Raw genomic sequence first — 23,393 nt, 5'->3', positions numbered from 1 at the left:
AGGACGACTTGAATATCCAGGCTCTTCTCGCGAGCGCCGCCATCCTGGCGCTCGCAACCTCCGCCTCGGCCGCGCCAACCCTCGATGGCGCGCTGGGCGACCACGCCGTCCTGCAACGCGACCGGCCGATCGTTCTGACCGGCAAGGCTCTGCCGGGCGAGACCGTCTCGGCCAACCTCGCCGGCAAGACGGTGAGCGCTCAGGCCGACAAGGCTGGACGCTTCCGCCTCGCCCTGCCCGCGCTGGACGCCGGCGGTCCCTATCGGCTGCTGGTCGAGGCGCCCAGCGGCCAGCAAGTGTTCGACGACCTGCTGATCGGCGACGTCTTCCTATGCTCGGGTCAGAGCAACATGGAGCTGACGACCGAGCAGTCGCAGAACAGCTTTCAGATCTGGGGCGCCAGCGATCCGCAGATCCGCTTGATGACCGTCCCAAAGCGCCTGGCCTTCGCTCCGCAGGACAAGCTGGACGCCCCGCCGGTATGGGCGGCCGCGACGCCGGCGACGATCGGCAAGTTCTCGGCGGTCTGCTTCTACATGGGCCAGTCCCTGCGCGAGACGACCAAGGCCCCGATCGGCCTGATCCACGCCAGCTGGGGCGGCTCGCGGCAGTCGGCCTGGCTGTCGCCCGATGGCCTGGCGCAAGCGGGCCTGGGCGAGCCGGCCAGGACGTTGGCGCTCTACACGCGCGACACGACCGCGGCGGAGAAGGCGGTGGCCAGTCAGTGGGAGGCTTGGTGGCGCGAAACCTCTGGCCTCGCTAACGGCCGCGAACCCTGGCGCGACGATACTAGCCTCGAATGGAAGCCTGTTCCGGTCATCGGCTCGTTCAATCGCTGGGGCCTTCCCGAGATGAAGGGTTATCTCGGCATGGTCTGGTTCAAGACGGAGGTGACCCTGACCGCCGATCAGGCCCGTCAGGCCTCGGTGCTGGGGCTCGGCGCCATCGACGACGCGGACCGGACCTGGGTCAACGGCCAGCCGGTCGGCGGGACCAGCCTGGGCCGCGCGCGCCAGTATCGCCTGAAACCGGGCGTCCTGCGCGAGGGCCGCAACGTCATCCTGGTCAACGCCGACAACGTCTATGCCGACGGCGGCATGCTGGGTCCGGCCAATGCCCTGCAACTCCGGTTCGACGACGGGACTAGCCTGCCGCTCGACCAGGGCTGGCGCTACGCCCCGGCTGGGCGCTCGAAGTCCAACGCCCCGCGCTCGCCATGGGACGACATCAATGGCGCGGGCACGCTCTACAATGGCATGATCGCGCCGCTGGGCCCGGTCGGGCTGGCGGGCGTGGCCTGGTACCAGGGCGAGTCCGACACCGGCCTGCCCGGCTATGACCGCCGCCTCTCGGCGATGCTGAAGGACTGGCGCGCCCGGTTCGAGACGCCGAACCTGCCGTTCGCCATCGTGCAACTGTCGGCCTATGGCGACACCGCCAAGCGGCCGGTCGAAAATGGCTGGGCTGAGGTCCGCGACGTCCAGCGCCGGGTCGTCGAAGCCGACGGCCACGCCGCCGTCGTCATCACCATCGACCATGGCGATCCGCTAGACATCCATCCCGGCGAGAAGCAGGAGGTCGGCCGTCGCGCCGCTCGCGCCATGCGCGCCATCGCCTATGGCGAAGCGGTCGCGCCGTCGGGCCCGCGCATCGCTGCGGCGGCTCGCGACGCCAGCGGCGGCGTCACCCTAACGTTCAAGGATGTGACGGGCGCCCTCGCCCCGCGCAGCGGCGCGGTAGCGATCGGCTTCGAGCTGTGCGGCGGCGGCGTCTGCCGCTTCGCCAACGCCCGCGCCCAGGACGACAAGGTGATGCTGAGCGGCGACGGCCAGCCGGTGGACCGTGTCCGTTACGCCTGGGCCGAAAGCCCGGTGGTCAATCTGTTCGACGACGCGGACCTTCCGGTCGGCCCGTTCGAGGTTCCGGTGCCCTGAAGGCCGGAAGCGGCCGCCGCCCAAGCCAGGCGGCGGCCGCGAGCGCCCTACTTCTTGCTCATGTAGCCGTGCATGGCCATCCAGCTGGCATAGGCGTCGAACCAGCCGGTGCTGGTGGTCTTCTTCTTGTACATGCCAAAGCCGTGGCCGCCCTGTTCGTAGAGGTGGAACTCGACAGGCCGCTTGGCCGCGCGCCAGCTCTCGATCAGGCCAAAGCCGCTGTTGCCGAACAGGGGGTCATCCGCCGCCAGGGCGAAGAACATCGGCGGCGCATCGGCCGGCACGGCCGCCGGCGCCAGCGATCCGTAGATCAGACCGATGAAGGCCGGCTTGGCGTCCTCGACCGCCAGGGTCGTGGTCAGGGTCAGCATGGCGCCGGCCGAGAAGCCGACCATGCCGATACGGTCCGGATCGACATGCCACTCGGCCGCTCGCGAGCGGATCAGGGCGAAGGCGGCGCGAGAGTCGGCCAGCTGCGGCGCCAGCGCCGTGACCGCCGACTGTGGGTCCATGCGCGGCGCGCGGGCGACGCCCGAGAACATCGCCTTCATCGAGGCTTCGAAGCCGGGCATGTCGGCCGGCGTCTGGTTCAGGCGGTACTTCAGGACGAAGGCGGCGACGCCCTTGTCGGCCAGGGCCTTGGCGACGTCCCAGCCCTCGTTCTCCATCGACAGGGTCCGGAAGCCGCCGCCCGGCGCGACGATCACGGCCACGCCCGTGGCCTTGGCGGGATCGGGCAAGAACGGCGTCAGGGTCGCGACCGTGACGTTGCGCGCGAAAACGCTGCCGTACTGGCTGTGCCAGCTCTCCGGATTGGTCGCGCCCGGCAGAGGTCCGGTGTTCAGGGTGATCGCGTTCGGCTGCGCCGGGATCGCGATCGGCGTCATCTTGTCGTTCTGCGCCGAGGCGGGCGTGGACATAAGCCAGGCCATCGCCAAGCCCGTCGCCAAGGCCCCCGCGCGACCGGTCCTTTTACCGAAGAACCCCATTTCGTTCTCGCTCCCAATGCTTGTTATCGACCGCTTGTGGCGCGGCTCAGCATTACTCCTACAAAATCTGGCGCGCCTGTCACGGCGATTGTTAGCGGTCCCATCAATTTTAGGGTCGGGCGCCGTCACCGACGAACCTAGGCGCGAGCAGGGCCGCCCAGCGTCCAGTCGATCACGTCGCCTTCATAGGCGTCGGCGCCCCGACCGATCGCCGCGATCGCCGCGCTCATGGCGCCGCCGCGATGGAGAATCTGGTCGGCCAGAGAGACCATCAGGGCGTTAGGCGTGGCCTTGGGCGACACCATGCGAAGACGTTGCGCGATGGAGGCCTCATCGCCCGACGCGCTCGCCGCGCACGCCAGGACATAGGCGGCGGCCGGCGAACGGCTGACGCCGGCGAAGCAGTGGACCAGCAGGGTCGCCTCAGCTGGAAGTTCCTGACCTAGTGTGATGACCGTACGGATCATTTCGGCGCTTGGCGAGATGAGGCCCGGCCGGGGCTCGGTAATATCGTTGAAGCGCAGCACGGTCGCCGGGACGTCGCGTGCGGCCACCTCGGCGTCCGGCGAAGCCAGCGTCAGCACGTGATCGACAGGCTCGCGCGCCAGCAGCGTCTCGACCGCCGAGCCTGGGCAGACGATCAGCCTCACGCCAGCGCCGCCACGCCCAGGAGGAAGCCGACCTCGAACACCTGCTCGACCGCGCCCAGCACGTCGCCGGTATGGCCGCCGATCAGCCGGATAGAGGTCCGCGCCAGAAGCAGCGCCGCGACACTCCCCACCGCCAAGCCCAGCCCAACGGCAGGCATGGGCAGTAGCAGCAATGGCCAAATCGCGATGACCAGGGCGGCGATCACCTCCCCGGTCCGTACGCCCATCGGCGTTGGCTTCCACTTCCCCGGTTCGCCAGACGGCGCGTAAGGCGTCGTCCGCATGACGACGACCGCCGCGGCCCGTCCCACGCCGTGCGCCGCCACCAGAACAAGGGCGCCGACCTGTGCGGTGAAACTCGCCAGCAGCGCCGCCTTCGAGCCCAGGGCGACGACAAGGGCGCAGACGCCATATGTCCCAATGCGACTGTCCTTCATGATCTCAAGGCGACGCCGCGCCGTCTGGCCGCCGCCCAGACCGTCGGCCGTGTCAGCCAGGCCATCCTCGTGGAAGGCGCCCGTGACCAGTAGGCCCACCCCCAGGGCCAGCACCGCCGCCACGCCCGCGCCCCAGACCTGGAAGCCGAGGAAGAAGACACCTGCAGAAATCGCGCCAACACCCTGTCCAACCAAAGGAAAATAGCGCGCGGCTCGCGTGATCCAGTCGCTCTCGAACCGCTTCAACGCGGGCGTCGGAATCCGGGTCAGGAACTGGATAGCGCAGAGCAACAACCGCGCCTGGCGCGTGAGCCAGCCCACGGTCACAGCCGCCCGTTCAGCACGTCGTCCAGGCTGGCGACGTCGCTCAGCAGGCGCGAGGCGGCCCGCACCAACGGCAGCGTCAGCAAGGCGCCCGTCCCCTCGCCCAGGCGCAGGTCCAGCGCCAGCAGGGGATCCGCCTCGACCGACGCCAACAATCGGCTGTGCCCCTGCTCGGCCGAGCGGTGGCAGAAGACGCAGTAGTCCTTGGCTTCCGGGACCAGCCGGATCGCGACCAGGGCGGCCGCGGAGACGATGAAGCCGTCGACCAGGACAGGAACCTTGGCCGAGGCCGCGCCGATGATCGCGCCGGCCATCATGGCGATCTCCAGCCCGCCGAACTGCGCCAGCACATCCAACGGCTCGGTGGCCGCGCTACGGGCGGCGGCCCGCTCCAGCACGGCGGTCTTTCGCGCCAAACCGGCCTCGTCATGGCCTGCCCCTCGGCCAACGCATTCAGCCAGCGGCGCGGGCGCCAAGCGATGCATCAGCAGGGCCGCCGAGGCGGTGTTGCCAATGCCCATCTCGCCCAGGGCGAGGATCTCGAAGCCGTCCGCGAGCGCCTGACGGGCGATGTCTGCGCCCCGCGCCAGCGCTTGCTCGGCCTCGGCCAGGGTCAAGGCGGGCTCGACGGCGGCGTTGCGGGTTCCGCGCCGGACCTTGGCGTTCGTCAGCTCCGGATGCGGCGCCAGCTCCGCATCGACGCCGGCGTCGACCACCCGCAGGTCCGCCCCGACGGCGCGGGCGAAAGCGTTAGCGCTGGCCTTGCCGGCCAGGAAGGTCGCCACCATCGCCTGGGTGACGGCCGAGGGATAGGCTGACACGCCCTCGGCGTTCATGCCGTGGTCGCCGGCGAAGACCAGCAACAAGGCGCGCTCGAACGTCGGCGGCGGACCGCCCGCGATCAGGCCCAGCCGCACGGCCAGATCCTCGATCCGCCCCAGGGCGCCCAGCGGCTTGGCCTTGGCGTCGAGCTGGGCGCGAAGGGCTTCGGCGCCAGCAAGGTCGACCGGAGAGACAGCGGGCAGGTTCATCGGGAGATCTCCAGGCCGGCGATGGCCGCCAAGGCGGGAATGTCGAACGCCGCCTCCAGGGCGGCCGCGATGTCGTCCAGCGCCTGATCAACACGCGCGGACTGGTCCAGGCGATCCGACGCCGCGCCCAGTTCAGCCAGCAGTTCGGCCCGCGCCTCGCCGGTGTCGAACAGGCCGTGGACGTAGCAGCCGCGCACCTTGCCGTCGGCGGAGATGGCGCCGTCCTCGCCGCCGTCGTCGAACCGCAGCATTGGCCGCTGGCCGCCAGCCGTGCGGCCGACATGCATCTCATAGCCCTCGAAGCGCGCGCCGCCCGGCAGCCGGCCGGTCACATGGCGCAGGGTCTTCTGGTCGGTCATCACCGTCTCGACGTCGAGCAGGCCGAGCCCCTCCGCCGACGCCGGCGCGCCCTCGACGCCGTCGGGATCGGACAGGCGCCGGCCCAGCATCTGCAAGCCGCCGCAGACGCCCAGCACCCGCCCGCCGCGCCGGACGTGGGCCAAGAGGTCGATGTCCCAGCCCTGCGCGCGGAAGAAGACCAGGTCCGCCAGCGTCGCCTTGGTCCCTGGCAGGATGACGAGATCGGCGTCGCCCGGCAGCGGCTGGCCGGGCGGAACGAAGGCGAAATCGACGTCGGGTTCGGCGCGCAAGGCGTCGAACTCGTCGAAATTGGCGATGCGCGACAGCATCGGGACGACGATGCGGACCTTGCGCCCACCCAGGCGGGACGCGCCATCCAGCACGACCGCGTCCTCGGCCGGCAGCCGCCGCGCCGCCGCCAGCCACGGGGCCATGCCGAGGTCCGGCCAGCCCGTCGCCTCGACGATCATCCGACGTCCGTCCTGGAACAGCGCCGGATCGCCTCGGAACTTGTTGATCAGGAAGCCGCGCACCATGGCGCGGTCGCCCTCGTCCAGCACCGCGTGGGCGCCGACCAGAGCCGCGATCACGTGGCCTCGATCAATGTCGCCGACCAGCACGACCGGCACGTCCGCGGCCCGCGCGAAACCCATATTGGCGATGTCGCCGGCCCGCAGGTTGACCTCGGCCGGGCTTCCCGCCCCTTCGACGATGACGAGGTCGCTCTCGGCCTCGAGCCGGCGAAAGCTCTCGACGACGACGCCCAGCAGCTCGCCCTTGCGCGCCTGGTAGCCGCTGGCCTTCCAGGTCCCCGCCATCCGGCCGCGCACGACCAGCTGGGCGCCGACGTCGCTCTGGGGCTTCAGCAGCACCGGGTTCATGTCGACGGTGGGCGGGGTGCGGCAGGCGATGGCCTGCAGGGCCTGGGCGCGACCGATCTCGCCGCCCTCGGCGGTGACGGCGGCGTTGTTGGACATGTTCTGCGGCTTGAACGGCCGAACGGTCAGGCCGCGATTGGCGAACAGACGGCAGAGGCCCGCCACCAGCACCGACTTGCCGACGTCGGAGCCGCAACCCTGGATCATCAACGCGGCCATGCCAGCCCTCCGCACGCCAGAAGCAGCCATAGGATCGCGCAGGCCGCCACGTAGATCCGCAGCGCGCGCGACAGGTCGTCGACCTGGACGGCCCGGCCATCGCCAAACACCGGCCGCTCGGTCCGCTCGCCGTCGTACCAGGCCGCGCCGCCCAGGCGCACGCCCAACGCGCCAGCCATCGCCGCTTCGGGCCAGCCGGCGTTGGGCGAGGCGTGCTTGGGCGCATCGCGAACCATCACCGACCAGCCGCCGCGCCCGGCCAGTGCGATCAGAGCGCCGGCCAGCCGTGCGGGCGCCAGGTTCAAGAGATCGTCGAAGCGCGCCGAGGCCCAGCCGAACGCGCGCCAGCGCGGCTCGCGGTGGCCGATCAGGCTGTCGGCGGTGTTGACCGCCTTGTGGACGAACAGGCCCGGCAGGCCGGCGACCACGAACCAGAAGATCGGCGCGACCACGCCGTCGTTGAAGCTCTCGGCCAGGCTCTCGATCGCGGCGGCGGCGACCTCGCCGGCCTCCAGGCGCTGGACGTCGCGACCGACGATCATGCCGACCGCCTCGCGAGCCGCCGGCAGGTCGCCGGCTTGCAGCGGTCTCAGGACGGCGGCGACATGTTGGTAGAGGCTGCGTTGCGCCAAGCCCAGCGTGCCGACGACGGCCACGACAAGGGGGCCGCCAAAACTCTGGAGCAGCCAACCTGTGAGGCCGCTCACGAAGATGATCGTCAGTAGCGTCGCAACGCCTGTGAGACGTCGCGCGCCGTCGCTCCAGGCCGCGCGGTTCAGCGCCGCCTCCAGCTTCGAGATCAGAGCGCCGATCCAGACGACCGGATGGGGAACGCGCCGGTGCAGCGCCTCGGGATAGCCGATCAAGGCTTCCAGGGCGGCCGCGGCCAGCACGATCCACGGGCTAGTCCACACGGCGCAGGATCTCGATCAGCGGCCCCGCCGCGCCGGCGTGGGTGCGGGTCCGCACGCCATAGGCCATGGCCAGCGCCTGCGGCGTCAGGGCCTGGCCCGGCGGGCCGTCCGCGACCAGGCAGCCCCGATCCAGCAGCAGCACGCGGTCGGCGAAGCGCGCGGCCAGGGTCAGGTCGTGCAAGGTGACGATGACGCCCTTGCCCTCGTCATGCGTCAGCCGGCGGAACAGGCCGACGGTGTCCAGGGCGTGTCGGGGGTCAAGACCTGTGAGAGGCTCGTCGGCCAGCAGCCAGTCGGTCTGGCCCGCCAGCGCGCGGGCGATCAGCGCCCTCGCCCGCTCGCCGCCCGACAGCCGGGTGATGGCGCGCGACGCGAAGTCGCCTAGCCCGGTGGTCGCGATCGCCTGCTCGATGGCCAGGGCGTCCTCCGCGCTAGGCCCGAACGCCCCCAGATGCGGCGTGCGCCCAAGGCCGATGAAGGTCCGAACATCGACGTCCCAGGCGATCTCCGGCGATTGAGCCAGGAAGGCCATCGCTTTCGCGCGATCGCGCCCGGGAATGTCCGCGACGATGGCGTCGTTCAGAGTCACGCGGCCCGTGCTGGGCCGCCTGAGGCCGGCAAGGCAGGAGAGCAGGCTGGACTTGCCCGCGCCGTTGGGGCCGACGATCGCGACGAGCTCGCCTTTACGGAACCGCGCGGTGACTTGGTTGAGGACCGGGCGTCCGCCCAGGGTCAGGCTCACCGCCTCGGCGATCAGGTCATCGCTCACGCCAGCCTCCTGCGCATCGCCACCAGCATCCAGAGGAAGAACGGCCCGCCCAGGGCGGCCGTGGCGACGCCCAGCTTGACCTCCTCGGCGGCCGGGGTCAGGCGGACCAGGATGTCGGCGCCCAGCGTCAGGGCCGCGCCGCCCAGCAGCGACGGCAGGAGCACCGCGCCGGGCCGCGAGCCGACCCAGGGCCGCAGCAGGTGCGGCACGATCAGCCCGACGAAACCGATGACGCCCGTCACCGCCACGCTCGAGCCGACGGCCAGGGCCACCCCGACCGCGAGCAGCAGGCGGGTCCGCGTCAGGCTGACGCCCAGCGACCGCGCGCCCTGCTCGCCCAAGGTGAGCGCGTCCAGGGCGCGGCCTTGGGTCAGCATGACGAGACATCCGGCGACGATGCCCGGCGCGGCGATGCACACCTCCTCGACGCTGCGGTCGGCCAGCGAGCCCATCACCCAGCTGACGATCTCGTCGACCGCCCAGGGGTTGGGCGCGAGGTTCAAAGCCAGCGAAATGCCCGCCGTGCAGACCGTCTGGATGACGAAACCGGCCAGGATGAAGGTGACGATGCTGGACGTCACGCCCGCCAGCGCCAGCAGCGCCGCGACGCCAAGGCCGGCCCCGACCATGGCCGCGGCCGGCAGGATCCAACTGGCCTGGGCCGCGGTCCCCAGATAGAGCGTCAGCACGGCGCCCATCGCGGCGGCCGACGACACGCCCATCGCGCCCGGATCGGCCAGCGGATTGCGGGTGTAGCCCTGCAGCGCCGCGCCGCTCAGGCCCAGAGCGCCGCCGACCAACAGCGCCAGGATCGTGCGCGGCAACCGCAGGCCAAAGACGATCGCCCAGCGGGGATCGGCGCCGTTCGAGACCCAGACGCTCCAGGGCGTCCAGACCCGTCCCGCGCAGAGGCTGGCGACGAACAGCCCGATCAACGCCACGCCCAGGACGCCGCACGCCAGCCATGTCGATCGGGTTCTCATTCGGTCTCTTCCAGGACTTCGGCGCGGGCGCGGGCCATGGCCTGGGCGGACTGGATCAGCACCGGTCCGCCGCAATAGAGCAGCCGCTCGGGAAAGCGGGCCTGCCTCATCCTGCCCTTCAGCGCGCCGAGCGCCGGATGGGTCATGACCCGGTCGGCCCAGCTGCGCGCGCCGGGCGCCGGCTCGCCGACGAGCAGCACCTCGGGCGGATCGGCCAGCAGCAGCTCCAAGGGCACGTTTCCCCAGGACTTCAGGCCATACCGCCGCGCGACATTGTCGAAGCCGGCCAGGGTCATCATCTCGTCGGCCAGCGTGTGAGGTCCCGCCGCGAAGCCATTGGGTTGATAGATCAAAGCGCTCAACCGCCGAGACCCCGGACGCGGCGTCGCTTCGACGATGGCGGCCCGGATCCGGGCGACCAGCTGCTCGCCGCGCTCGGGACGGCCGATCAGCCGCGCCATGCGCCGCACCTGCCCAAGGCTCTCCTCGACCGTCTTGGGCACGGCGAAGCGCTCGACGGGGACATGCAGACGCTTCAGCGCGTTGCGGGTCGCCAGGGCCGAGTGCTGGCTGGCCAGAACGAGATCCGGCTGCAGCGCGATGATCTCCTCGGCGGTCTCCCAGGTAAACGGCAGGGTCCGCGCCTGCGCCGCCACGGTGGAGCCCCGCGGCTCGCGCGCGTAGTGGCTGAGGGCGGCGATCTGCGAGCGGTCGGCCAGATGCACGAGCATCGCGTCGAGGCAGGCGTTCAGCGAGGCGATCCGCCGAGGGCCAGCCACGGCCGGCGTCGCCGCGCCGAGGGCCAGGGCCCCTCCCACGACGTTGCGGCGGCTAAGCGACATGTCGCACCGCCTGCAGCGCCTGGCGCAGCCGTTCGAGGTGGTCGCGCGATGGAATGCCAAAGCGCAGGCGCGTGGGATGCTCCGCGAACGGCCGCGTCAGGACGCCCTGAGCGCAGAGCCGGACGAACAGCCGATGCGCGTCCGGCGTTTCGACCCAACGGAAGAGATCGCAGCCGCCAACGACGCCGAGCCCGGCGGCGCTGAGAACCGCGTCAACATTGCGGGCTTGGGACGCCAGGCAGGCGGCCGTGGTCGCGCGCCAGGTCTCGTCGGCATAGGCGCCAAGCCCCAGGGCCAGGGCGTCTGCGCAGACCGGCCAATCCCCTAGAACGACGCGAAATTGTTGCGATAAGAGGTTGCCGCAGATGACAAATCCCAGCCGCGCTCCTGGCAGGCCGTAGAACTTGCCGAACGAGCGCAGCACGACCAGACGCTCGATCTCGAGATCCGCCACGCTAAGCTGCGGCGTGGTCTCGACGAACGCCTCGTCGACAATCGTCCATTGCCCCTGGGCCGATCGCGCCGCGGCGAGATCCGCCAGCGCGTCGCGCCCCACTTGCCGGCCGTCCGGGTTATTTGGGTTGACCAGGACGAGGATGTCCGCGTCCGCCGCGCGCCGATCATCGATCGTCGCGACCATCTGCGGCTTGCGGCTGGCCCAGGCCTCGACGTGGCCCCCGTAGATCGGCGCGACCAGGGCGACGTCGCCCTCGCCCAGCAGAAGCGGTGGGAGCCTCAGCGCGATATCCGCGCCGCCGACCGCCACGACACGTCGGGGATCGACGACGCCGAAGGCGCGGCCGGCGACCGCCTCCAGCGCCGCGAGAGCGGAAGGATCGGGCAGAGAGCGCAGGGCGCGGTCAGGCGCGCGCGCGCCTGGCCAGGGCTCGGGATTGATCCCGGTCGAAAGATCGAGCCAGGGCTCGCGCACGTCCGGATAGGCGGCCATCGCCTCGCGGAGACGGCCGCCATGTCGGAAGGCGCCGAGGTGGGGGATCGACGCCATGTCCGCGCCCTAGAAGCGCGCCCGCAGGCCCACGAAGGCGCCGCGACCGGGCGTCCCGTAGTTCAGGATGGTCTGATAGTCCTTGTCGAACGCGTTCTCGACGCGGGCGAAGACCTCCAGGCCCGACTTCAGCGGATAGGACGCGCGCAGGTCGACCAGCGTGTAGTCCTTCACCACCTGGGTGTTGAGGTCGTTGTTGTAGGTCTTGCCCACGTAGCGCACGGCGACAGTGGTCGACAGCTTCACCGGCCAGACATAGGTGGCCGACAGGTTGCCCATGTTCTTCGGACGGCGGGTCAGCTGCTTGCCCTTGGCCGAGCCGGAGTCGGTTTCGGCGTCGGTATAGGTGTAGTTGCCCGATAGGACCAGGCCCTCAATCGGCTTATATTCACCAATCAGTTCAAGACCTTGCGTCTTGGTCTTCAGGACGTTGTTGTAATAGCCATAGCGGAACACGCCGCCCGGCGCGCACATCGGTTGCGCCGCGCTTGAGCATGAGAAGTAGCGGATTTCGTTATCGGCCTCGCGGTGGAACCAGGTGGCGACGGCCCGGGCCTTGCCGCCCAGGAAGCGCTGCTCGACGCCGGCGTCCCAGCTGTCGAACTTCTCGGGCGAGAGGTTCAGGTTGCCGTACTCACTGAACAGCTCGTAGAGGCCCGGAGCCCGGAATCCCTGGCCGAAGCTGGCGCGCAGGACCGTGTTCCCCTCGTTCAAGGCCCAGGCGGCCGAGGCCTGGCCCAGGGTGTGGCTGCCATAGGTGTCGTGGTCCTCGTAGCGCACGCCGGCGGTCAGGGTCAGGCCCGGAACGACCTCGGCCTGCAGTTGGCCATAGAGGCTGTCGACGCCGACCTTGCCGGTGGCGAAGGCCGGGTTCGGCTTGCTGGTCGACGGCGAGCGGGTGCGCATCCGAGCCTTCTCGGTCTCGGCGCCGAAGGTGGCGGTCACGAGGTCGGTCACCGCGAACACGCCCTGGTACTCCCAGCGCTTGTTCTTGCCGGCCGCATCGAAGGTCAGCGGCACGGTCGGGCGGGCCGGATTGTAGTTCTCGCGGTCGGTGTCGGTGTAGGCGTAGCCGACCCGGTTGTTCCAGCGGCCGTCCAGCAGGCCGAAGTTCAGGCCGGTATAGATCACCAGTTCCTCGGTGCGGCCGAATTCGGGATCATCGACGTTGAAGCCGTCGAAATCGTTCTTGCCCTTCGAATAGACCGAACGGACCTCGGCCGAGACGTTTTCGGCCAGCGCCACGCGCAGGCGGCCCGACAGGCCGGCGTTCTGGTAGCCGTCCTTCTCCTTGCCCAGCTTGTAGGCCGAGAAGCCGTCGGTGGTGTAGTAGCCGCCCGCGACGCGCCAGGTGATCTTGTCGCTGGCGCCGCCGACGCCGGCCCGCAGATAGCCGGTCTTGCGCGCGCCGGCCTCGGCGTCGATCGAGCTGGAGAACGGCGTGGTCGGTTCGGCGGTCACGATATTGACCACGCCGCCGATGGCCTGGCTGCCCCACAGGGTCGACTGGGCGCCGCGCAAGATCTCGATGCGCGAGATGTCGCCGACCAGCAGGTTGCCGCTGTTGAAGCCGCCTTGCGTCGAGGACGGGTCGTTCAGCTTGACGCCGTCGATCAGGACGACGGTGTGCTGGCCTTCGGCGCCGCGGATGTTGAGCGTGGTCGAAGTGCCCGGCCCGCCGTTGCGGGTGAAGCTGACGCCCGGCGTCTGGGCCAGCAGCTCGACGACCGAGATCGCCTGGCTGGCCTCGATGGCCGGCTGGGTCAGCACGGTCACCGACGCGCCGACCTTCTCGATCGGCTGGGCGGTGCGGGTGGCGGTGACGACAACCTGGGCGACGCCGTTGGCGCCGGTCGCGCCGGCGACGTCGGCCTCGGGGGCCTTCTGGTCATCGGCCATGGCGACGCCGGCGATCAGGGTGGTGGCAAGCGCGGTGGAGCTCAGAAAAGCTCGGATCATGGTTCTTTCTTCCCCTACTGAACGACCCACGCGCCAGCCCGGCTCGCACGAGGCGGACCACGCGCGAACTCGGACCGTCGCGCGGTCCATTGACTGTCGTTTCTCGGGAGATCCCGTTCGTTCGGCGCACCCCGGCCGAGCGATGAACGACCGCGCCGGGCAGGTCTCCTGGCTCGCGGGTCAATGCTCTTGGCGCCGCCTTCCCAGGACCCGAGGACCCCAGTGGCGTATGGCGCTAGAACTCGCCGCTAACAGTTGCGGGGGCAGCCGAGGCCTTGAACCTCGTTCCCTTTTAATCCTCTTTCGAGGAGCCTGACGCGTCGCAAGGCCTATATGCTGCGCCGCACACCGTCAATGTGGAGCTTTCATGACCGTGACCCTGGTGCTTGGCGGCGCGCGCTCGGGAAAGAGCGGCTTCGCCCAGAAGGCGGCGGAAACCGCGGCCGGCGGAGGTCGAACGGTGATGATCGCCACGGGACAGGCCTTCGACGACGAGATGGCCGAGCGCATCGCGCGCCACCAAGCCGATCGCGGCGAATCATGGACCACCATCGAAGCGCCGCTTGAGCTCGCCGCCGCCATCGCCGCCCTCCCCGCAGACGCGATCGCTGTCATCGACTGCCTGACCCTGTGGCTATCGAACCAGATGCTCGCCGAGCGCGATGTCGAGGCGGCGTGCGCGGAACTGGTCGCGGCGGTCGCCGCCTGCCCCGCCCGCCTCTGGCTGGTCAGCAACGAGGTTGGTCTCGGCATCGTGCCCGAGACGCCGCTGGGCCGCCGCTTCCGCGACGAGGCCGGCCGCCTGAACCAGCGTCTGGCCGCGACCGTGGACGAGGTCTATTTCGTGGCGGCGGGGCTGCCGCTGCGGATGAAGCCGCAGGGGTGAACGCTCGTCGGAGGACGAGCGGAGAGAACCCTCTCCCGTCGGGAGAGGGCGGGGCCCGCGCCGCAGGCGTGGGAGGGTGAGGGGATGGCGGAGCCAGTGATGAGTCCGCGCAAGCCTCTGTGTTACCTGCGTTTTTAACGGTGAGGGCTTAGGCCCTCACCCTCCCAAGCTTCGCTTGGGCCCCACCCTCTCCCCGGGGAGAGGGTGATGGAAGGAACGAGCGTTCGCGCGATCTTATCCTCCCCCTCGAAACCTGCCGTATCCTCTACCCACCTCGTCGCGAGGAAAGGGCGCATGGCCAGCGACCATCGTGGCGGCGGGGGGCGATCGAGCGGGGACAGGTTCGAGGGGGATACTCGGACGGTCCGGGGCTGAGCTTGCTGGGCTCACCCGCCCGCCGTCGGCGTGGTTGAAGGCAAAAGGGCGTGTCTGGCTGGAAGCCCGTCCTCTTCGACCGCTGGGCTTTGAGGAAACTCACAAGCCCGGGTCCCGGTAAGGCCTGAACAGGGCCACCCGACGGGACGCTGGCGGATAACGGTCGCGCGGAGCGTCGGGCTTCGTCGAAACGGTATTTATTCAATTCTTCCGGACGGATGTCCGGCGCTCCGCGTCCCTTTCCATCCCTTCAGCGGGCGACCGCGTGAAGCGCGGCGCCACGAGTCGGATGATAGAACGGGCTAGCGCTTGACGAACAATGCTCGCACACTTGTTTGAAATGACCGTCTCAGGTCGGGTACGAAGCGCGAGCAACGGCGCGGGAGGAGTAAGGCGATGACGGAGCGTGAATCGTCATGGACGCTGGCCAGGTTCGCCGTGCCGGCCGTCCCGATCGCGGCGATGGGCCTGCCCCTGGTCGTCTACCTGCCGGAATACTACGTCACGTCGCTCGGCCTTTCCCTGACCACGGTGGGCGCGGCCTTCCTGATCGTGAAGCTGCTCGACATGCTTCTGGATCCGGTGCTGGGCGGGCTGATGGACAACACGCGGTCGCGCTTCGGTCGCTTCCGACCGTGGCTCGCCGCCGGCGCTCCGGTGATCGCGATCGGCGCGTATGCGCTGTTCATGGCCAAGCCTGGCGTTGGAGCCGTTTACCTCTGGTTCTGGCTGTCGGTCGTCTATGTCGGCTATTCGATGGTCGTGCTGTCGCAGACCGCCTGGGGCGCCGTCCTGTCCAGCGACTACCAGCAGCGCTCTCGCATCTTCGCCTGGTGGCAGGCCGCCAATGTCGTGGGCATGATCCTGGTGCTGTGCCTGCCGCCGATCGTCACTGGCGTATTCAAGGGCGACCATCTGGACAGCATCGCCGCCATGGGCTGGTTCATCGTCCTGCTGGCGCCTCTGGCGGTCCTGCTCGCGGTGACGACGGTGGGCGAACCCATCGCGCCGCCCAGGCGCGGCAAGACAGGCCTCAAGCAGTATCTTGACCTGCTGACCCGTCCCTCGGTGCGACGCCTGCTGATCGCCGATCTGCTGATGGGCTTGGCGCCCGGCATCGCCGGCACGCTGTTCCTGTTCTTCTTCGAGCGGATCAAGGGCTTCGACAAGACCCAGTCGGGTGTCCTGCTGCTGATCTATTTCATCGCCGCCCTGGCCGGCGCGCCGATCTGGCCGATGCTGGCCAAGCGCATCGGCAAGCACCGCGCGCTGGCGGTGGCGTCGGTCGTTTACGCGTTCGTGCAACTGGCGACCGCCTTCATGCCGTCCGGAGAAGTCGTACTGGGCATGATCATCCTGATCCTGGCCGGCCTGCCCTACTCCGCCGCGCAACTGCTGGTGCGGTCCATGATGGCCGATATCGGCGACGAAGAGCGCCTGCTGACCGGCGTGGACAAGACCGGCCTGCTCTATGCGATCGTCACCGGCACGGTGAAGCTGGGCTACGCCCTGGCTGTCGGCGTCTTCATCATCCTGGGCGCGATGGGCTTCGATCCGAAGACGCCGACCGCGGCGGGCGATGCGGCGCTGGTCGGGCTCTACGCCTTCGCTCCGGCGGCGCTAGGACTGATGGTCGCGGCGGTGATCATGCGCTATCCGCTGGATGCGAACCGTCTCGCCGAGATTCAGCGCCAGCTCGCGGCGCGGGATGCGGCCGAGGCCTCGTCCAAGCCCGTAGCCGAGCCGGATCCCCATGCCCCTGACGCCTTCGTCGCCCCCGCCGAGTGAAGACCAAAGCCCGATCGCCCGCCTGGTCGAGATCATGGCCAGGCTTCGCGACCCGAACGGCGGCTGCCCGTGGGACTTGGAGCAGACCTTCGCGACGATCGCACCCTATACGGTCGAGGAGGCCTACGAGGTCGCCGACGCCATCGAGCGCGGCGATCTCTCGGACCTGAAAGAGGAGTTGGGCGACCTGCTGCTGCAGGTGGTGTTCCACTCGCGGATGGCCCAGGAGCAAGGGGCGTTCGACATCGACGACGTCGCGACGGCGATCTCGGACAAGATGATCCGCCGCCATCCGCACGTGTTCGGCGACCATGCCTACGAAAACCTCTCGGCCCAGGTCGAGGGCTGGGAGGCCCTGAAGGCCCAGGAGCGCCAAGCCAAGGCCAAGCACGGCGTACTCGACGACGTGCCCACGGGGCTCCCCGCCCTCACCCGCGCCGTCAAGCTGACCAAGCGCGCCGCCCGCGTGGGCTTCGACTGGCCCTCGGCGACCGAGGTGCTGAAGAAACTCCGCGAAGAGACCGAGGAAATCGCGGTCGAGATCGAGGCCGGCGACATGGCCAAGGCGCGCGAGGAGTTGGGCGATATCCTGTTTGTCTGCGCCAACCTGGCGCGAAAACTGGACGTCGATCCGGAGGACGCCCTGCGCGCCACCAACGCCAAGTTCACGCGCCGCTTCGCGTTCATCGAGGCTGAATTGGCCCAGCGCGGCAAGACGCCAGACCAGTCGGACCTCGCCGAGATGGACGCGCTGTGGAACGACGCCAAGGCCGCCGAGAAGGCGAAGGGCTAGCTGGCGGCCGGCTCGACTCGGGCGTCGGGGAACTGGCGCTCGAACCGGCCGAGCGCCTGACCGTCGAGGCGCGCGACCAGGGTGACCTCGCCGCCCTCGCCGTCGTAGCGGCCCAGCACGCGGCCGTTGCGATAGATCCAGGCCAGGGCCTGGCCATCCTGCGGTCCGAGGCGAACTTCAACGGGCGGGGAGTCGTCGATCAGCCCGCCGACCCGGCGCAGCAGGGCCTCGCAGCCCTCGCCCGTGACCGCCGACACCGGCGATGCGCCGACGCGGCGCGCCTGGCCCTCGATGATCTCGCGATCGTCCTCGGACAACAGGTCGATCTTGTTCCAGACCTCGACCACGGTCTTGCCGCTGTCGAGGGTGACGCCCAGCTCGGACAGCACCGTCTCGACGTCGCGGGCCTGGGCCTCGCTGTCGGGATTGGCGACGTCGCGGACGTGCAGGACGACGTCGGCCTCCTGCACCTCCTCCAGCGTGGCGCGGAAAGCCTCGACCAGCTCGTGCGGCAGATCGGAGATGAAGCCGACGGTGTCGGACATGATCGCCGGCCGTCCGTCGGGCAGCTTGACCGTGCGCAGGGTCGGATCCAGCGTCGCGAACAGCATGTCCTTGGCCAGCACCTCGGCCTCGGTCAGGCGGTTGAACAGCGTGGACTTGCCGGCGTTCGTGTAGCCGACCAGGGCGACGGTCGGGTACGGGACCTTCTTGCGGGCGCTGCGATGCAGGGTCCGCGTGCGCCGCACCTCCTCAAGCTCCTTCTTGAGCTTGATGATCGTGCCCGCGATCAGTCGCCGGTCGATTTCGATCTGGGTTTCGCCGGGACCGCCGGTCGAGCCGGTGCCGCCGCGCTGGCGCTCCAGGTGGGTCCAGGTGCGGACGAGGCGCGAGCGCTCGTACTCGAGCCGGGCGAGTTCGACCTGCAGGCGGCCCTCGCGGGTGCGGGCCCGCCGGGCGAAGATCTCGAGGATCAGGCCCGTTCGGTCGACGACCTTCACCTCCAGCGCCTTCTCGAGATTGCGCTGCTGGATGGGCGTCAGCTGATCGTCGAACACCGCGACATCGATGTGCTCGACTTCGCAGATCGACGCGAACTCCTCGACCTTGCCCTTGCCGAACAGGGTCGCGGGCGTGACGGCGCGCAGGGGCGCGATCAGCGCCTCCACGACCTCGAGGTCGAGCGCGACCGCGAGGCCGACAGCCTCCTCCAGCCGGGAATTGGGATCCCGGGCTTCAGAGGCCGCCTGACCGCGCAATTGCCGCGCCGGATGGATGACGAGCGCCTTCAGGATCGGCGCGGCGTGGTCAATCGACCGGGATGTGGATTTTGACAAGCGTCTCAGTCGTCGGAGTCGGCGCTGGGCTCATAGAGCTGGACGGGCTGCGCCGGCATGATGGTGGAAATGGCGTGCTTGTAGACCAGTTGCGACTGGCCATCGCGACGCAGCAGGACGCAGAAATTGTCGAACCAGCTGACCACGCCCTGCAACTTCACGCCGTTGACGAGGAAAATGGTGAGCGGCGTCTTCGACTTGCGCACGCTGTTCAGGAACGTGTCCTGGAGGTTTTGCTTCTTCTCGGCAGACATCGGGGGTTCCCCTCTCATTGTTCACGGAGGGCCACACGCCCCCCACACAAACAGGTCCATGCTAGATGATTTTTCGCTGAAAGCGACAAGGCCGCAGCGAAAATTTCCGCAAGGTCACGCGGCGAACCGACGCTCCTGGCTAAAATTGCTCAGGCTTCAGACGGCTTTCTCACGTGCTCGCGCTATATAGGCGCCCCGGAGCTTCATCGCCACTGGGCCAGGCTTTCCGTCCCCAAGCTTGACTCCGTCGACTTGAACCACCGGCGTCACCAGCGAACCCGCGCCGGTGATGAAGGCCTCCTTGGCGGCCTGCGCCTCGGCGATCGTGAAGGGTTTCTCGCTGATCGGTAGGCCGGCTTCTCGGATCACCTCCAGCAGGGTCGAGCGCGTGACGCCGCGCAGGATGTTGGCGTTGGTGTCGCGGGTGCGGAGCATCCCTTCCGCATCCACGATCCAGGCGTTGGAAGACGCCCCCTCGGTCACCAGGCCCGTGTCGTCGACGAACCATGCCTCGACGGCGCCGCGCTCGCGAGCCGCCTGCTTGGCCAGGGCGTTCGGCAGGAGACCGATAGACTTGATGTCGCAGCGCGCCCAGCGGTTCTCCGGCACCGAGATCACCGAACCGCCCTTTTCGGCCTTGGCGTTGGTCGCGGCGCGGTCAATCGACTTGGCCGTAATGACCACGGACGGCGGCACGGAGGGATTAGGGAAGGCGTGATCCCGGCGCGCCACGCCACGCGTCACCTGCAGGTAGACCAGGCCCTCACGCACCTTGTTCCGCCGAACCGCTTCGCGCAGGACCAGGGTCAGCGCGGCCTGGCTCATCGGGTGTGCGATCCGCAGTTCGTCGAGGCTGCGCCAGAGACGGGCGAAGTGCCCCTCGGCGTCGGCCAGCTTGCCGTCGAACACCGCCCAGACCTCGTAGACGCCGTCGGCCAGCTGGTAGCCGCGGTCCTCGATGTGAACGGCGGCCTCGCCGTGACGCACGAACTGACCGTTCACATAGGCGAAACGCGACATCTACTCTTCCTCTTCGGCCCGGGCGCCGGCGACGCCCAGGGACTTAAGCTTGCGGTGAAGCGCCGAACGCTCCATGCCGATGAAGTTGGCGGTGCGCGAGATGTTGCCGCCAAACCGCAGGATCTGAGCGTTCAGATACTCCCGCTCGAACAGTTCGCGCGCCTCGCGCAGCGGCAAGGCGATGATCCGCTCGGCGCCGATCGCGCCGGCGTTGCCCGCGGAGGGCTGGTCCCCCCCGGACAGCATCTCGGCGGTGATCACGTCGCCCGGCTCGCCGGACGCCATGATCAGCATACGTTCAACATTGTTGCGCAGCTGGCGGACATTGCCGGGCCAGGTCTGGACCTGAAGCGTCGCCAGGGCGTCCTCACCGAGACGACGGCGCTGCAGGCCGGTCGCCTCGCTGATCCGCTCGATGAAGAAGTTGATCAGCTCCGGAATGTCCTCGCGCCTCTCGGCCAAGCCGGGCACGCGGACAGGCACCACATTCAGGCGATGGAACAGATCCTCGCGGAAACGGCCGGCCGCGATCTCGTCGCGGAGGTCGCGCGACGTGGACGAGATCACTCGGACGTCCACCTGAACGTCGTTGTCGCCGCCGACGCGGCGGAAGCGCTGCTCGACCAGCACGCGGAGGATCCGCCCCTGGGTCTCGCGCGGCATGTCGGCCACTTCGTCGAGGTAGAGCGTGCCGCCGTGGGCGCGCTCGAACACACCGATCTTGCGCGGGCGACCGCCCTCGCCTTCCTCGCCGAACAGTTCGACGTCAAGCCGCTCCGGCGCCATGCCGGCCGCGCTGACCGCGACGAACTCCTGGCGGGCGCGGGTGCTGGCGCCGTGGATCAAACGCGCCACCAGTTCCTTGCCTGAGCCGGGCGGACCGGACACCAGCACGCGACTATTGGCCGGCGCGACCTTCAGGATCATTTGACGCAACGCCTGAGACGGCGCCGACTTGCCGATCAGGCCATCCGGGGCGAGGGTCTGGGTGCGCAGTCGGCGGTTCTCGCGCCGCAGGCCGGCGGCCTCCAACGCGCGTTCGACCACCAGCAGCAGTCGATCCGACTTGAACGGCTTCTCCAGGAATTCGTAGGCGCCACGCTTGATGGCGCTGACCGCGGTCTCGATGTTCCCGTGACCCGAAATCATGATCACCGGAAGATCGGCGTCCAGCGCCTTGACCATGTCGAGCAGCTCGAGACCGTCCATGCCGCCGCCCTGCATCCAGATATCCAGGACCAGCAACGAAGGCTTGCGCGCGCGGATCGCCGCGAGCGCCTGATCGGAGTCAGCAGCCGTACGGACGGCGTACCCCTCGTCTTCGAGGATACCGGCCACCAATTCGCGGATGTCGGCTTCGTCATCCACCACCAGAACGTCGGCGCTCATATCATCTCCTCAACGCCACTTTGGGCCGCGGCGGGCAGACGCGCGGTCGTCGGAAACTTCAGGATCACGCGAGCCCCAGGCGGCTCTCGCGCGTCGGTGAGGGCCAGGCTGCCGCCATGGTCCTCCATGATCCGCTTGACGATGGCCAGGCCGAGGCCCGTGCCCTTCTCGCGGGTCGTCACGTAAGGCTCTGTCAGCCGATCCCGGTCCTTTGGGGGAAGGCCTACGCCGTTGTCCTCGATGGTCACGCACAGATCGTCCGCGTCCGAGATCAAGGTCGCGGTGATGCGGCCTCGCAGGTCGGGATCGGCCAGTCGCCGCGCGCCGACCGCCTCGCCGGCATTCTTCAGGATGTTCGTCAGGGCCTGGCCGATCATGCGCTCGTCGCAGGTCACCCAGATGTCGCCGGCGCCGGGCTCTTCCAAACGGACCTCGATTTCCGCGTCTTGAAAGCGCTGAGCAAAGACCGCCTGGCGCAGCATCTCCGTCAGGTTCGCCGGCGCGAAGCGCGGCGCCGGCATGCGGGCGAAGGCCGAGAACTCGTCGACCATGCGGCCGATGTCGCCCACCTGCCGGATGATGGTGTCGGTGCAGCGATCGAAGGTCTCCAGATCGCTGGCGATCTCCTTGCGATACTTGCGACGCAGGCGCTCGGCCGACAGCTGGATCGGCGTCAGCGGGTTCTTGATCTCGTGGGCGATCCGGCGCGCAACGTCTTTCCAGGCCGCGTTTCGCTGGGCGGCGACGAGACGGGTGATGTCGTCGAAGGTCAGGACAAGACCGGCGGCGACATGGCCGGCGGCGCGAACGCGAAGACGCCGCGTCTCGCCTTCGCGCATGATGTCGATCTCGACATCCGTGTCGGGCCTGCTCTCTTCCAAAGCCTCCATGACGACCGCGAATTCCGGGGCCAGGGTGATCAAGTCGACGCCCAAGGCGTGCTCCGGCAATCCCAGAAGCGCTGTCGCCCGACGATTGACCGCCGACACCCTGCCTCGCTCATCCAGACTGACCACGCCGGCGCTGACGCCGGAGAGCACGGTTTCGATGAATTGCCGACGACTCTCGGCGTCGAGGCTGGCTGCTTTCAAGGCCGCCTGCTGCAGCTGCAGCTCGCTGGTCATCATGTTGAAGGCGTTGGACAGCGCGCGGATCTCTTCCGGGCCGGAACCGGCCTCCACCCGCGCATCCAGGTCGCCGCCCGAGACGCGTCCCGCGGCCTCGACGAGATCCGCCACGGGTCCCGCGATCGAGTTCGCCGCGGCGATGCCGACCCAGATGGCGGCGACCAGCACCAGAAGCGCCGTCTCCAGATAGCTGAGGCCAAAGATCGCCTGGATGCGGCCGCGACTGCGCTCGGCGTCGCGATAGGACAGCAGCGCGTCCTGCGTCTCGATCAGGTGGCTCAGGATGCCCTGCTCGATCGGCCGCACCACATAGAGGTAGCCGTCCGGGAAGGCCTTGAGCTTGTAGAGCGCTCGGAACAGGTCCTTCGAGACGAAGCGCTGGGCGCTCACCTCGCCGCCGTCCGTGGCTTGGTAGCTGGATGGCGGCGGCGCCAGGAACGGCGGCGCGGCGGCGGTCTCGGCCCGCGCCAGAATCCGACCATCCCGATCCAAGACATAGGCGGCCGAGAACCCGTTGTCCTCCATCACGCCCGCCAGAAAGTGGCCGAACGCCACCGGCGACTGCGACATGGCGGGCGCGGCGCGGTTCAGATCCGCGGCCATCGGCGCGATGTGCTCGGAGATGTAGTTCTTCTGCTGCTCGACGTAGGAGTTGGCGACCTTGGCCGAATTGCCGACCACGGTCTGGACCTTCTGACTGAACCAGCCATCGACGCCGCGATTGACGAGCACACCGAAGAACAGCGCCACGATGACCGCCGGGGCCACGGCGGCGAGCGAGAATAGCCCCACGAAACGCAGGTGCAGGCGCGCGCCTTCGTCGCTGGCCCGAGCGTCAATCAGATCGTAGAGGCGCAGGCCGACAATCGTGGCCACGCCCAGGATGAGGACAAGATTGAAGCCCAGCACGACCAGAATCACCGTGCTGGCGGTGCTGATCGAGTCGGTCTTGGGCGGAGACGAAGCCAGCGCGACGCCAGCGACCGTCAGGAGGACGGCCAGCGCATAGCCGCCAGCCATCAGGTAGCGCGACCGCAAAAGCTCTCGCCACCAGGCCCGGCTGAACCGGGTCGGCGGGGCTTCCGATCCGGTCGCGTAAGCCACTGAAGCCATCACCCCTGATTTTAGG

Annotated in this window: 20 protein-coding genes, 1 pseudogene and 1 riboswitch; of the genes and pseudogenes, 5 read left to right on the top strand and 16 right to left on the bottom strand. The window is 69.0% G+C overall.

Translation table 11 applies throughout. The features are described 5' to 3' along the window. Window positions 1-8: 8 nt before the first annotated feature. Window positions 9-1,934: a sialate O-acetylesterase gene (locus CSW60_RS01385; protein WP_099535496.1), complete on the top strand. Its 1,926-nt coding sequence runs from the start codon at window positions 9-11 to the stop codon at window positions 1,932-1,934. A 47-nt stretch (window positions 1,935-1,981) separates the two neighbouring features. On the opposite strand, the gene CSW60_RS01380 is transcribed toward CSW60_RS01385, so the two are convergent. The 11 genes from CSW60_RS01380 to CSW60_RS01330 all read right to left on the bottom strand — a co-directional run bounded on the left by CSW60_RS01380 (window position 1,982) and on the right by CSW60_RS01330 (window position 13,295). Beyond that, window positions 1,982-2,866 carry an alpha/beta hydrolase gene (locus CSW60_RS01380; protein WP_236634194.1) on the bottom strand — a complete coding sequence of 295 codons (885 nt, stop codon included), beginning with the start codon at window positions 2,864-2,866 and terminating at the stop codon, window positions 1,982-1,984. A 194-nt stretch (window positions 2,867-3,060) separates the two neighbouring features. Then, the gene (locus CSW60_RS01375; protein ID WP_099535492.1) at window positions 3,061-3,573 is read right to left on the bottom strand and encodes a tyrosine phosphatase family protein; all 513 of its coding nucleotides are present in this window, start codon (window positions 3,571-3,573) and stop codon (window positions 3,061-3,063) included. After that, a complete protein-coding gene (gene cobS / locus CSW60_RS01370) occupies window positions 3,570-4,331 on the bottom strand; it encodes an adenosylcobinamide-GDP ribazoletransferase (RefSeq protein ID WP_099537514.1) in 762 nt (253 codons plus the stop codon). The genes CSW60_RS01375 and cobS overlap by 4 nt, the downstream gene beginning before the upstream one ends. 2 nt (window positions 4,332-4,333) lie before the next feature. Further along, window positions 4,334-5,365, bottom strand: a complete 1,032-nt coding sequence (gene cobT / locus CSW60_RS01365) for a nicotinate-nucleotide--dimethylbenzimidazole phosphoribosyltransferase (RefSeq protein WP_099535490.1) — start codon at window positions 5,363-5,365, stop codon at window positions 4,334-4,336. Then, window positions 5,362-6,822, bottom strand: coding sequence for a cobyric acid synthase (locus CSW60_RS01360; protein WP_099535488.1), 1,461 nt, complete (start codon window positions 6,820-6,822; stop codon window positions 5,362-5,364). Before CSW60_RS01360 ends, cobT begins: the two co-directional genes overlap by 4 nt. Continuing rightward, window positions 6,810-7,736 carry an adenosylcobinamide-phosphate synthase CbiB gene (cbiB, locus tag CSW60_RS01355; RefSeq protein ID WP_099535486.1) on the bottom strand — a complete coding sequence of 309 codons (927 nt, stop codon included), beginning with the start codon at window positions 7,734-7,736 and terminating at the stop codon, window positions 6,810-6,812. Before cbiB ends, CSW60_RS01360 begins: the two co-directional genes overlap by 13 nt. Then, window positions 7,726-8,505, bottom strand: a complete 780-nt coding sequence (locus CSW60_RS01350) for an ABC transporter ATP-binding protein (RefSeq protein ID WP_099535484.1) — start codon at window positions 8,503-8,505, stop codon at window positions 7,726-7,728. Before CSW60_RS01350 ends, cbiB begins: the two co-directional genes overlap by 11 nt. Continuing rightward, entirely contained in the window at window positions 8,502-9,488 is a 987-nt protein-coding gene (locus CSW60_RS01345; protein WP_099535482.1) for an iron ABC transporter permease, read from the bottom strand. The genes CSW60_RS01350 and CSW60_RS01345 overlap by 4 nt, the downstream gene beginning before the upstream one ends. Next, on the bottom strand, window positions 9,485-10,330 hold the full coding sequence (locus CSW60_RS01340) for an ABC transporter substrate-binding protein (RefSeq protein WP_099535479.1): 846 nt from the start codon (window positions 10,328-10,330) through the stop codon (window positions 9,485-9,487). The genes CSW60_RS01345 and CSW60_RS01340 overlap by 4 nt, the downstream gene beginning before the upstream one ends. After that, window positions 10,320-11,336, bottom strand: a complete 1,017-nt coding sequence (locus CSW60_RS01335; protein WP_099535477.1) for an aminotransferase class I/II-fold pyridoxal phosphate-dependent enzyme — start codon at window positions 11,334-11,336, stop codon at window positions 10,320-10,322. The genes CSW60_RS01340 and CSW60_RS01335 overlap by 11 nt, the downstream gene beginning before the upstream one ends. A 9-nt stretch (window positions 11,337-11,345) precedes the next feature. Next, a complete protein-coding gene (locus CSW60_RS01330; protein ID WP_099535475.1) occupies window positions 11,346-13,295 on the bottom strand; it encodes a TonB-dependent siderophore receptor in 1,950 nt (649 codons plus the stop codon). Window positions 13,296-13,435: 140 nt separating this feature from the next. After that, window positions 13,436-13,626, bottom strand: a riboswitch (cobalamin riboswitch). Between the two features lie 36 nt (window positions 13,627-13,662). Between CSW60_RS01330 and cobU the strand changes: the two genes are divergently transcribed. From cobU to mazG, 4 genes and pseudogenes are all read left to right on the top strand, one after another. Continuing rightward, window positions 13,663-14,181, top strand: a complete 519-nt coding sequence (gene cobU / locus CSW60_RS01325) for a bifunctional adenosylcobinamide kinase/adenosylcobinamide-phosphate guanylyltransferase (protein ID WP_099535473.1) — start codon at window positions 13,663-13,665, stop codon at window positions 14,179-14,181. A 310-nt stretch (window positions 14,182-14,491) separates the two neighbouring features. Beyond that, window positions 14,492-14,611 (top strand): annotated as a pseudogene (locus tag CSW60_RS23775) (hypothetical protein); the annotation flags it as partial. Between the two features lie 341 nt (window positions 14,612-14,952). Further along, window positions 14,953-16,344 carry an MFS transporter gene (locus CSW60_RS01315; protein WP_099535471.1) on the top strand — a complete coding sequence of 464 codons (1,392 nt, stop codon included), beginning with the start codon at window positions 14,953-14,955 and terminating at the stop codon, window positions 16,342-16,344. Beyond that, window positions 16,310-17,137: a nucleoside triphosphate pyrophosphohydrolase gene (mazG, locus tag CSW60_RS01310; protein ID WP_099535469.1), complete on the top strand. Its 828-nt coding sequence runs from the start codon at window positions 16,310-16,312 to the stop codon at window positions 17,135-17,137. Before CSW60_RS01315 ends, mazG begins: the two co-directional genes overlap by 35 nt. Here the strand turns inward: mazG and hflX are convergent. From hflX to CSW60_RS01285, 5 genes are all read right to left on the bottom strand, one after another. After that, complete coding sequence (gene hflX, locus CSW60_RS01305) at window positions 17,134-18,474, bottom strand: GTPase HflX (protein WP_099535467.1); 1,341 nt, start codon at window positions 18,472-18,474, stop codon at window positions 17,134-17,136. The two genes, mazG and hflX, sit on opposite strands and share 4 nt — an antisense overlap. 5 nt (window positions 18,475-18,479) lie before the next feature. After that, window positions 18,480-18,728 (bottom strand): RNA chaperone Hfq, encoded by a 249-nt coding sequence (gene hfq, locus CSW60_RS01300; RefSeq protein ID WP_013079113.1) that lies wholly within the window; start codon window positions 18,726-18,728, stop codon window positions 18,480-18,482. Window positions 18,729-18,884: 156 nt separating this feature from the next. Then, on the bottom strand, window positions 18,885-19,748 hold the full coding sequence (locus tag CSW60_RS01295; protein WP_099535465.1) for a D-amino-acid transaminase: 864 nt from the start codon (window positions 19,746-19,748) through the stop codon (window positions 18,885-18,887). Continuing rightward, on the bottom strand, window positions 19,749-21,137 hold the full coding sequence (gene ntrX / locus CSW60_RS01290; RefSeq protein WP_099535463.1) for a nitrogen assimilation response regulator NtrX: 1,389 nt from the start codon (window positions 21,135-21,137) through the stop codon (window positions 19,749-19,751). Next, on the bottom strand, window positions 21,134-23,377 hold the full coding sequence (locus tag CSW60_RS01285) for a PAS domain-containing sensor histidine kinase (protein ID WP_201722942.1): 2,244 nt from the start codon (window positions 23,375-23,377) through the stop codon (window positions 21,134-21,136). The genes ntrX and CSW60_RS01285 overlap by 4 nt, the downstream gene beginning before the upstream one ends. Window positions 23,378-23,393: the final 16 nt, after the last annotated feature.

The sequence above is a fragment of the Caulobacter sp. X genome (assembly GCF_002742635.1).
Classification (GTDB): domain Bacteria; phylum Pseudomonadota; class Alphaproteobacteria; order Caulobacterales; family Caulobacteraceae; genus Caulobacter.
This window is presented reverse-complemented; position numbering and strand designations above follow the sequence as displayed.

What these genes read in the sequence shown, in the direction of transcription:
- CSW60_RS01340 (WP_099535479.1), bottom strand. Translation starts at nt 10,330, where the DNA reads ATGTCGCTTAGCCGCCGCAACGTCGTGGGAGGGGCCCTGGCCCTCGGC.
- CSW60_RS01315 (WP_099535471.1), top strand. Translation starts at nt 14,953, where the DNA reads ATGACGGAGCGTGAATCGTCATGGACGCTGGCCAGGTTCGCCGTGCCG.
- CSW60_RS01380 (WP_236634194.1), bottom strand. Translation starts at nt 2,866, where the DNA reads ATGGCCTGGCTTATGTCCACGCCCGCCTCGGCGCAGAACGACAAGATG.
- CSW60_RS01335 (WP_099535477.1), bottom strand. Translation starts at nt 11,336, where the DNA reads ATGGCGTCGATCCCCCACCTCGGCGCCTTCCGACATGGCGGCCGTCTC.
- ntrX (WP_099535463.1), bottom strand. Translation starts at nt 21,137, where the DNA reads ATGAGCGCCGACGTTCTGGTGGTGGATGACGAAGCCGACATCCGCGAA.
- CSW60_RS01285 (WP_201722942.1), bottom strand. Translation starts at nt 23,377, where the DNA reads ATGGCTTCAGTGGCTTACGCGACCGGATCGGAAGCCCCGCCGACCCGG.
- CSW60_RS01360 (WP_099535488.1), bottom strand. Translation starts at nt 6,822, where the DNA reads ATGGCCGCGTTGATGATCCAGGGTTGCGGCTCCGACGTCGGCAAGTCG.
- cobT (WP_099535490.1), bottom strand. Translation starts at nt 5,365, where the DNA reads ATGAACCTGCCCGCTGTCTCTCCGGTCGACCTTGCTGGCGCCGAAGCC.
- hfq (WP_013079113.1), bottom strand. Translation starts at nt 18,728, where the DNA reads ATGTCTGCCGAGAAGAAGCAAAACCTCCAGGACACGTTCCTGAACAGC.
- CSW60_RS01330 (WP_099535475.1), bottom strand. Translation starts at nt 13,295, where the DNA reads ATGATCCGAGCTTTTCTGAGCTCCACCGCGCTTGCCACCACCCTGATC.
- CSW60_RS01295 (WP_099535465.1), bottom strand. Translation starts at nt 19,748, where the DNA reads ATGTCGCGTTTCGCCTATGTGAACGGTCAGTTCGTGCGTCACGGCGAG.
- cobU (WP_099535473.1), top strand. Translation starts at nt 13,663, where the DNA reads ATGACCGTGACCCTGGTGCTTGGCGGCGCGCGCTCGGGAAAGAGCGGC.
- mazG (WP_099535469.1), top strand. Translation starts at nt 16,310, where the DNA reads ATGCCCCTGACGCCTTCGTCGCCCCCGCCGAGTGAAGACCAAAGCCCG.
- CSW60_RS01345 (WP_099535482.1), bottom strand. Translation starts at nt 9,488, where the DNA reads ATGAGAACCCGATCGACATGGCTGGCGTGCGGCGTCCTGGGCGTGGCG.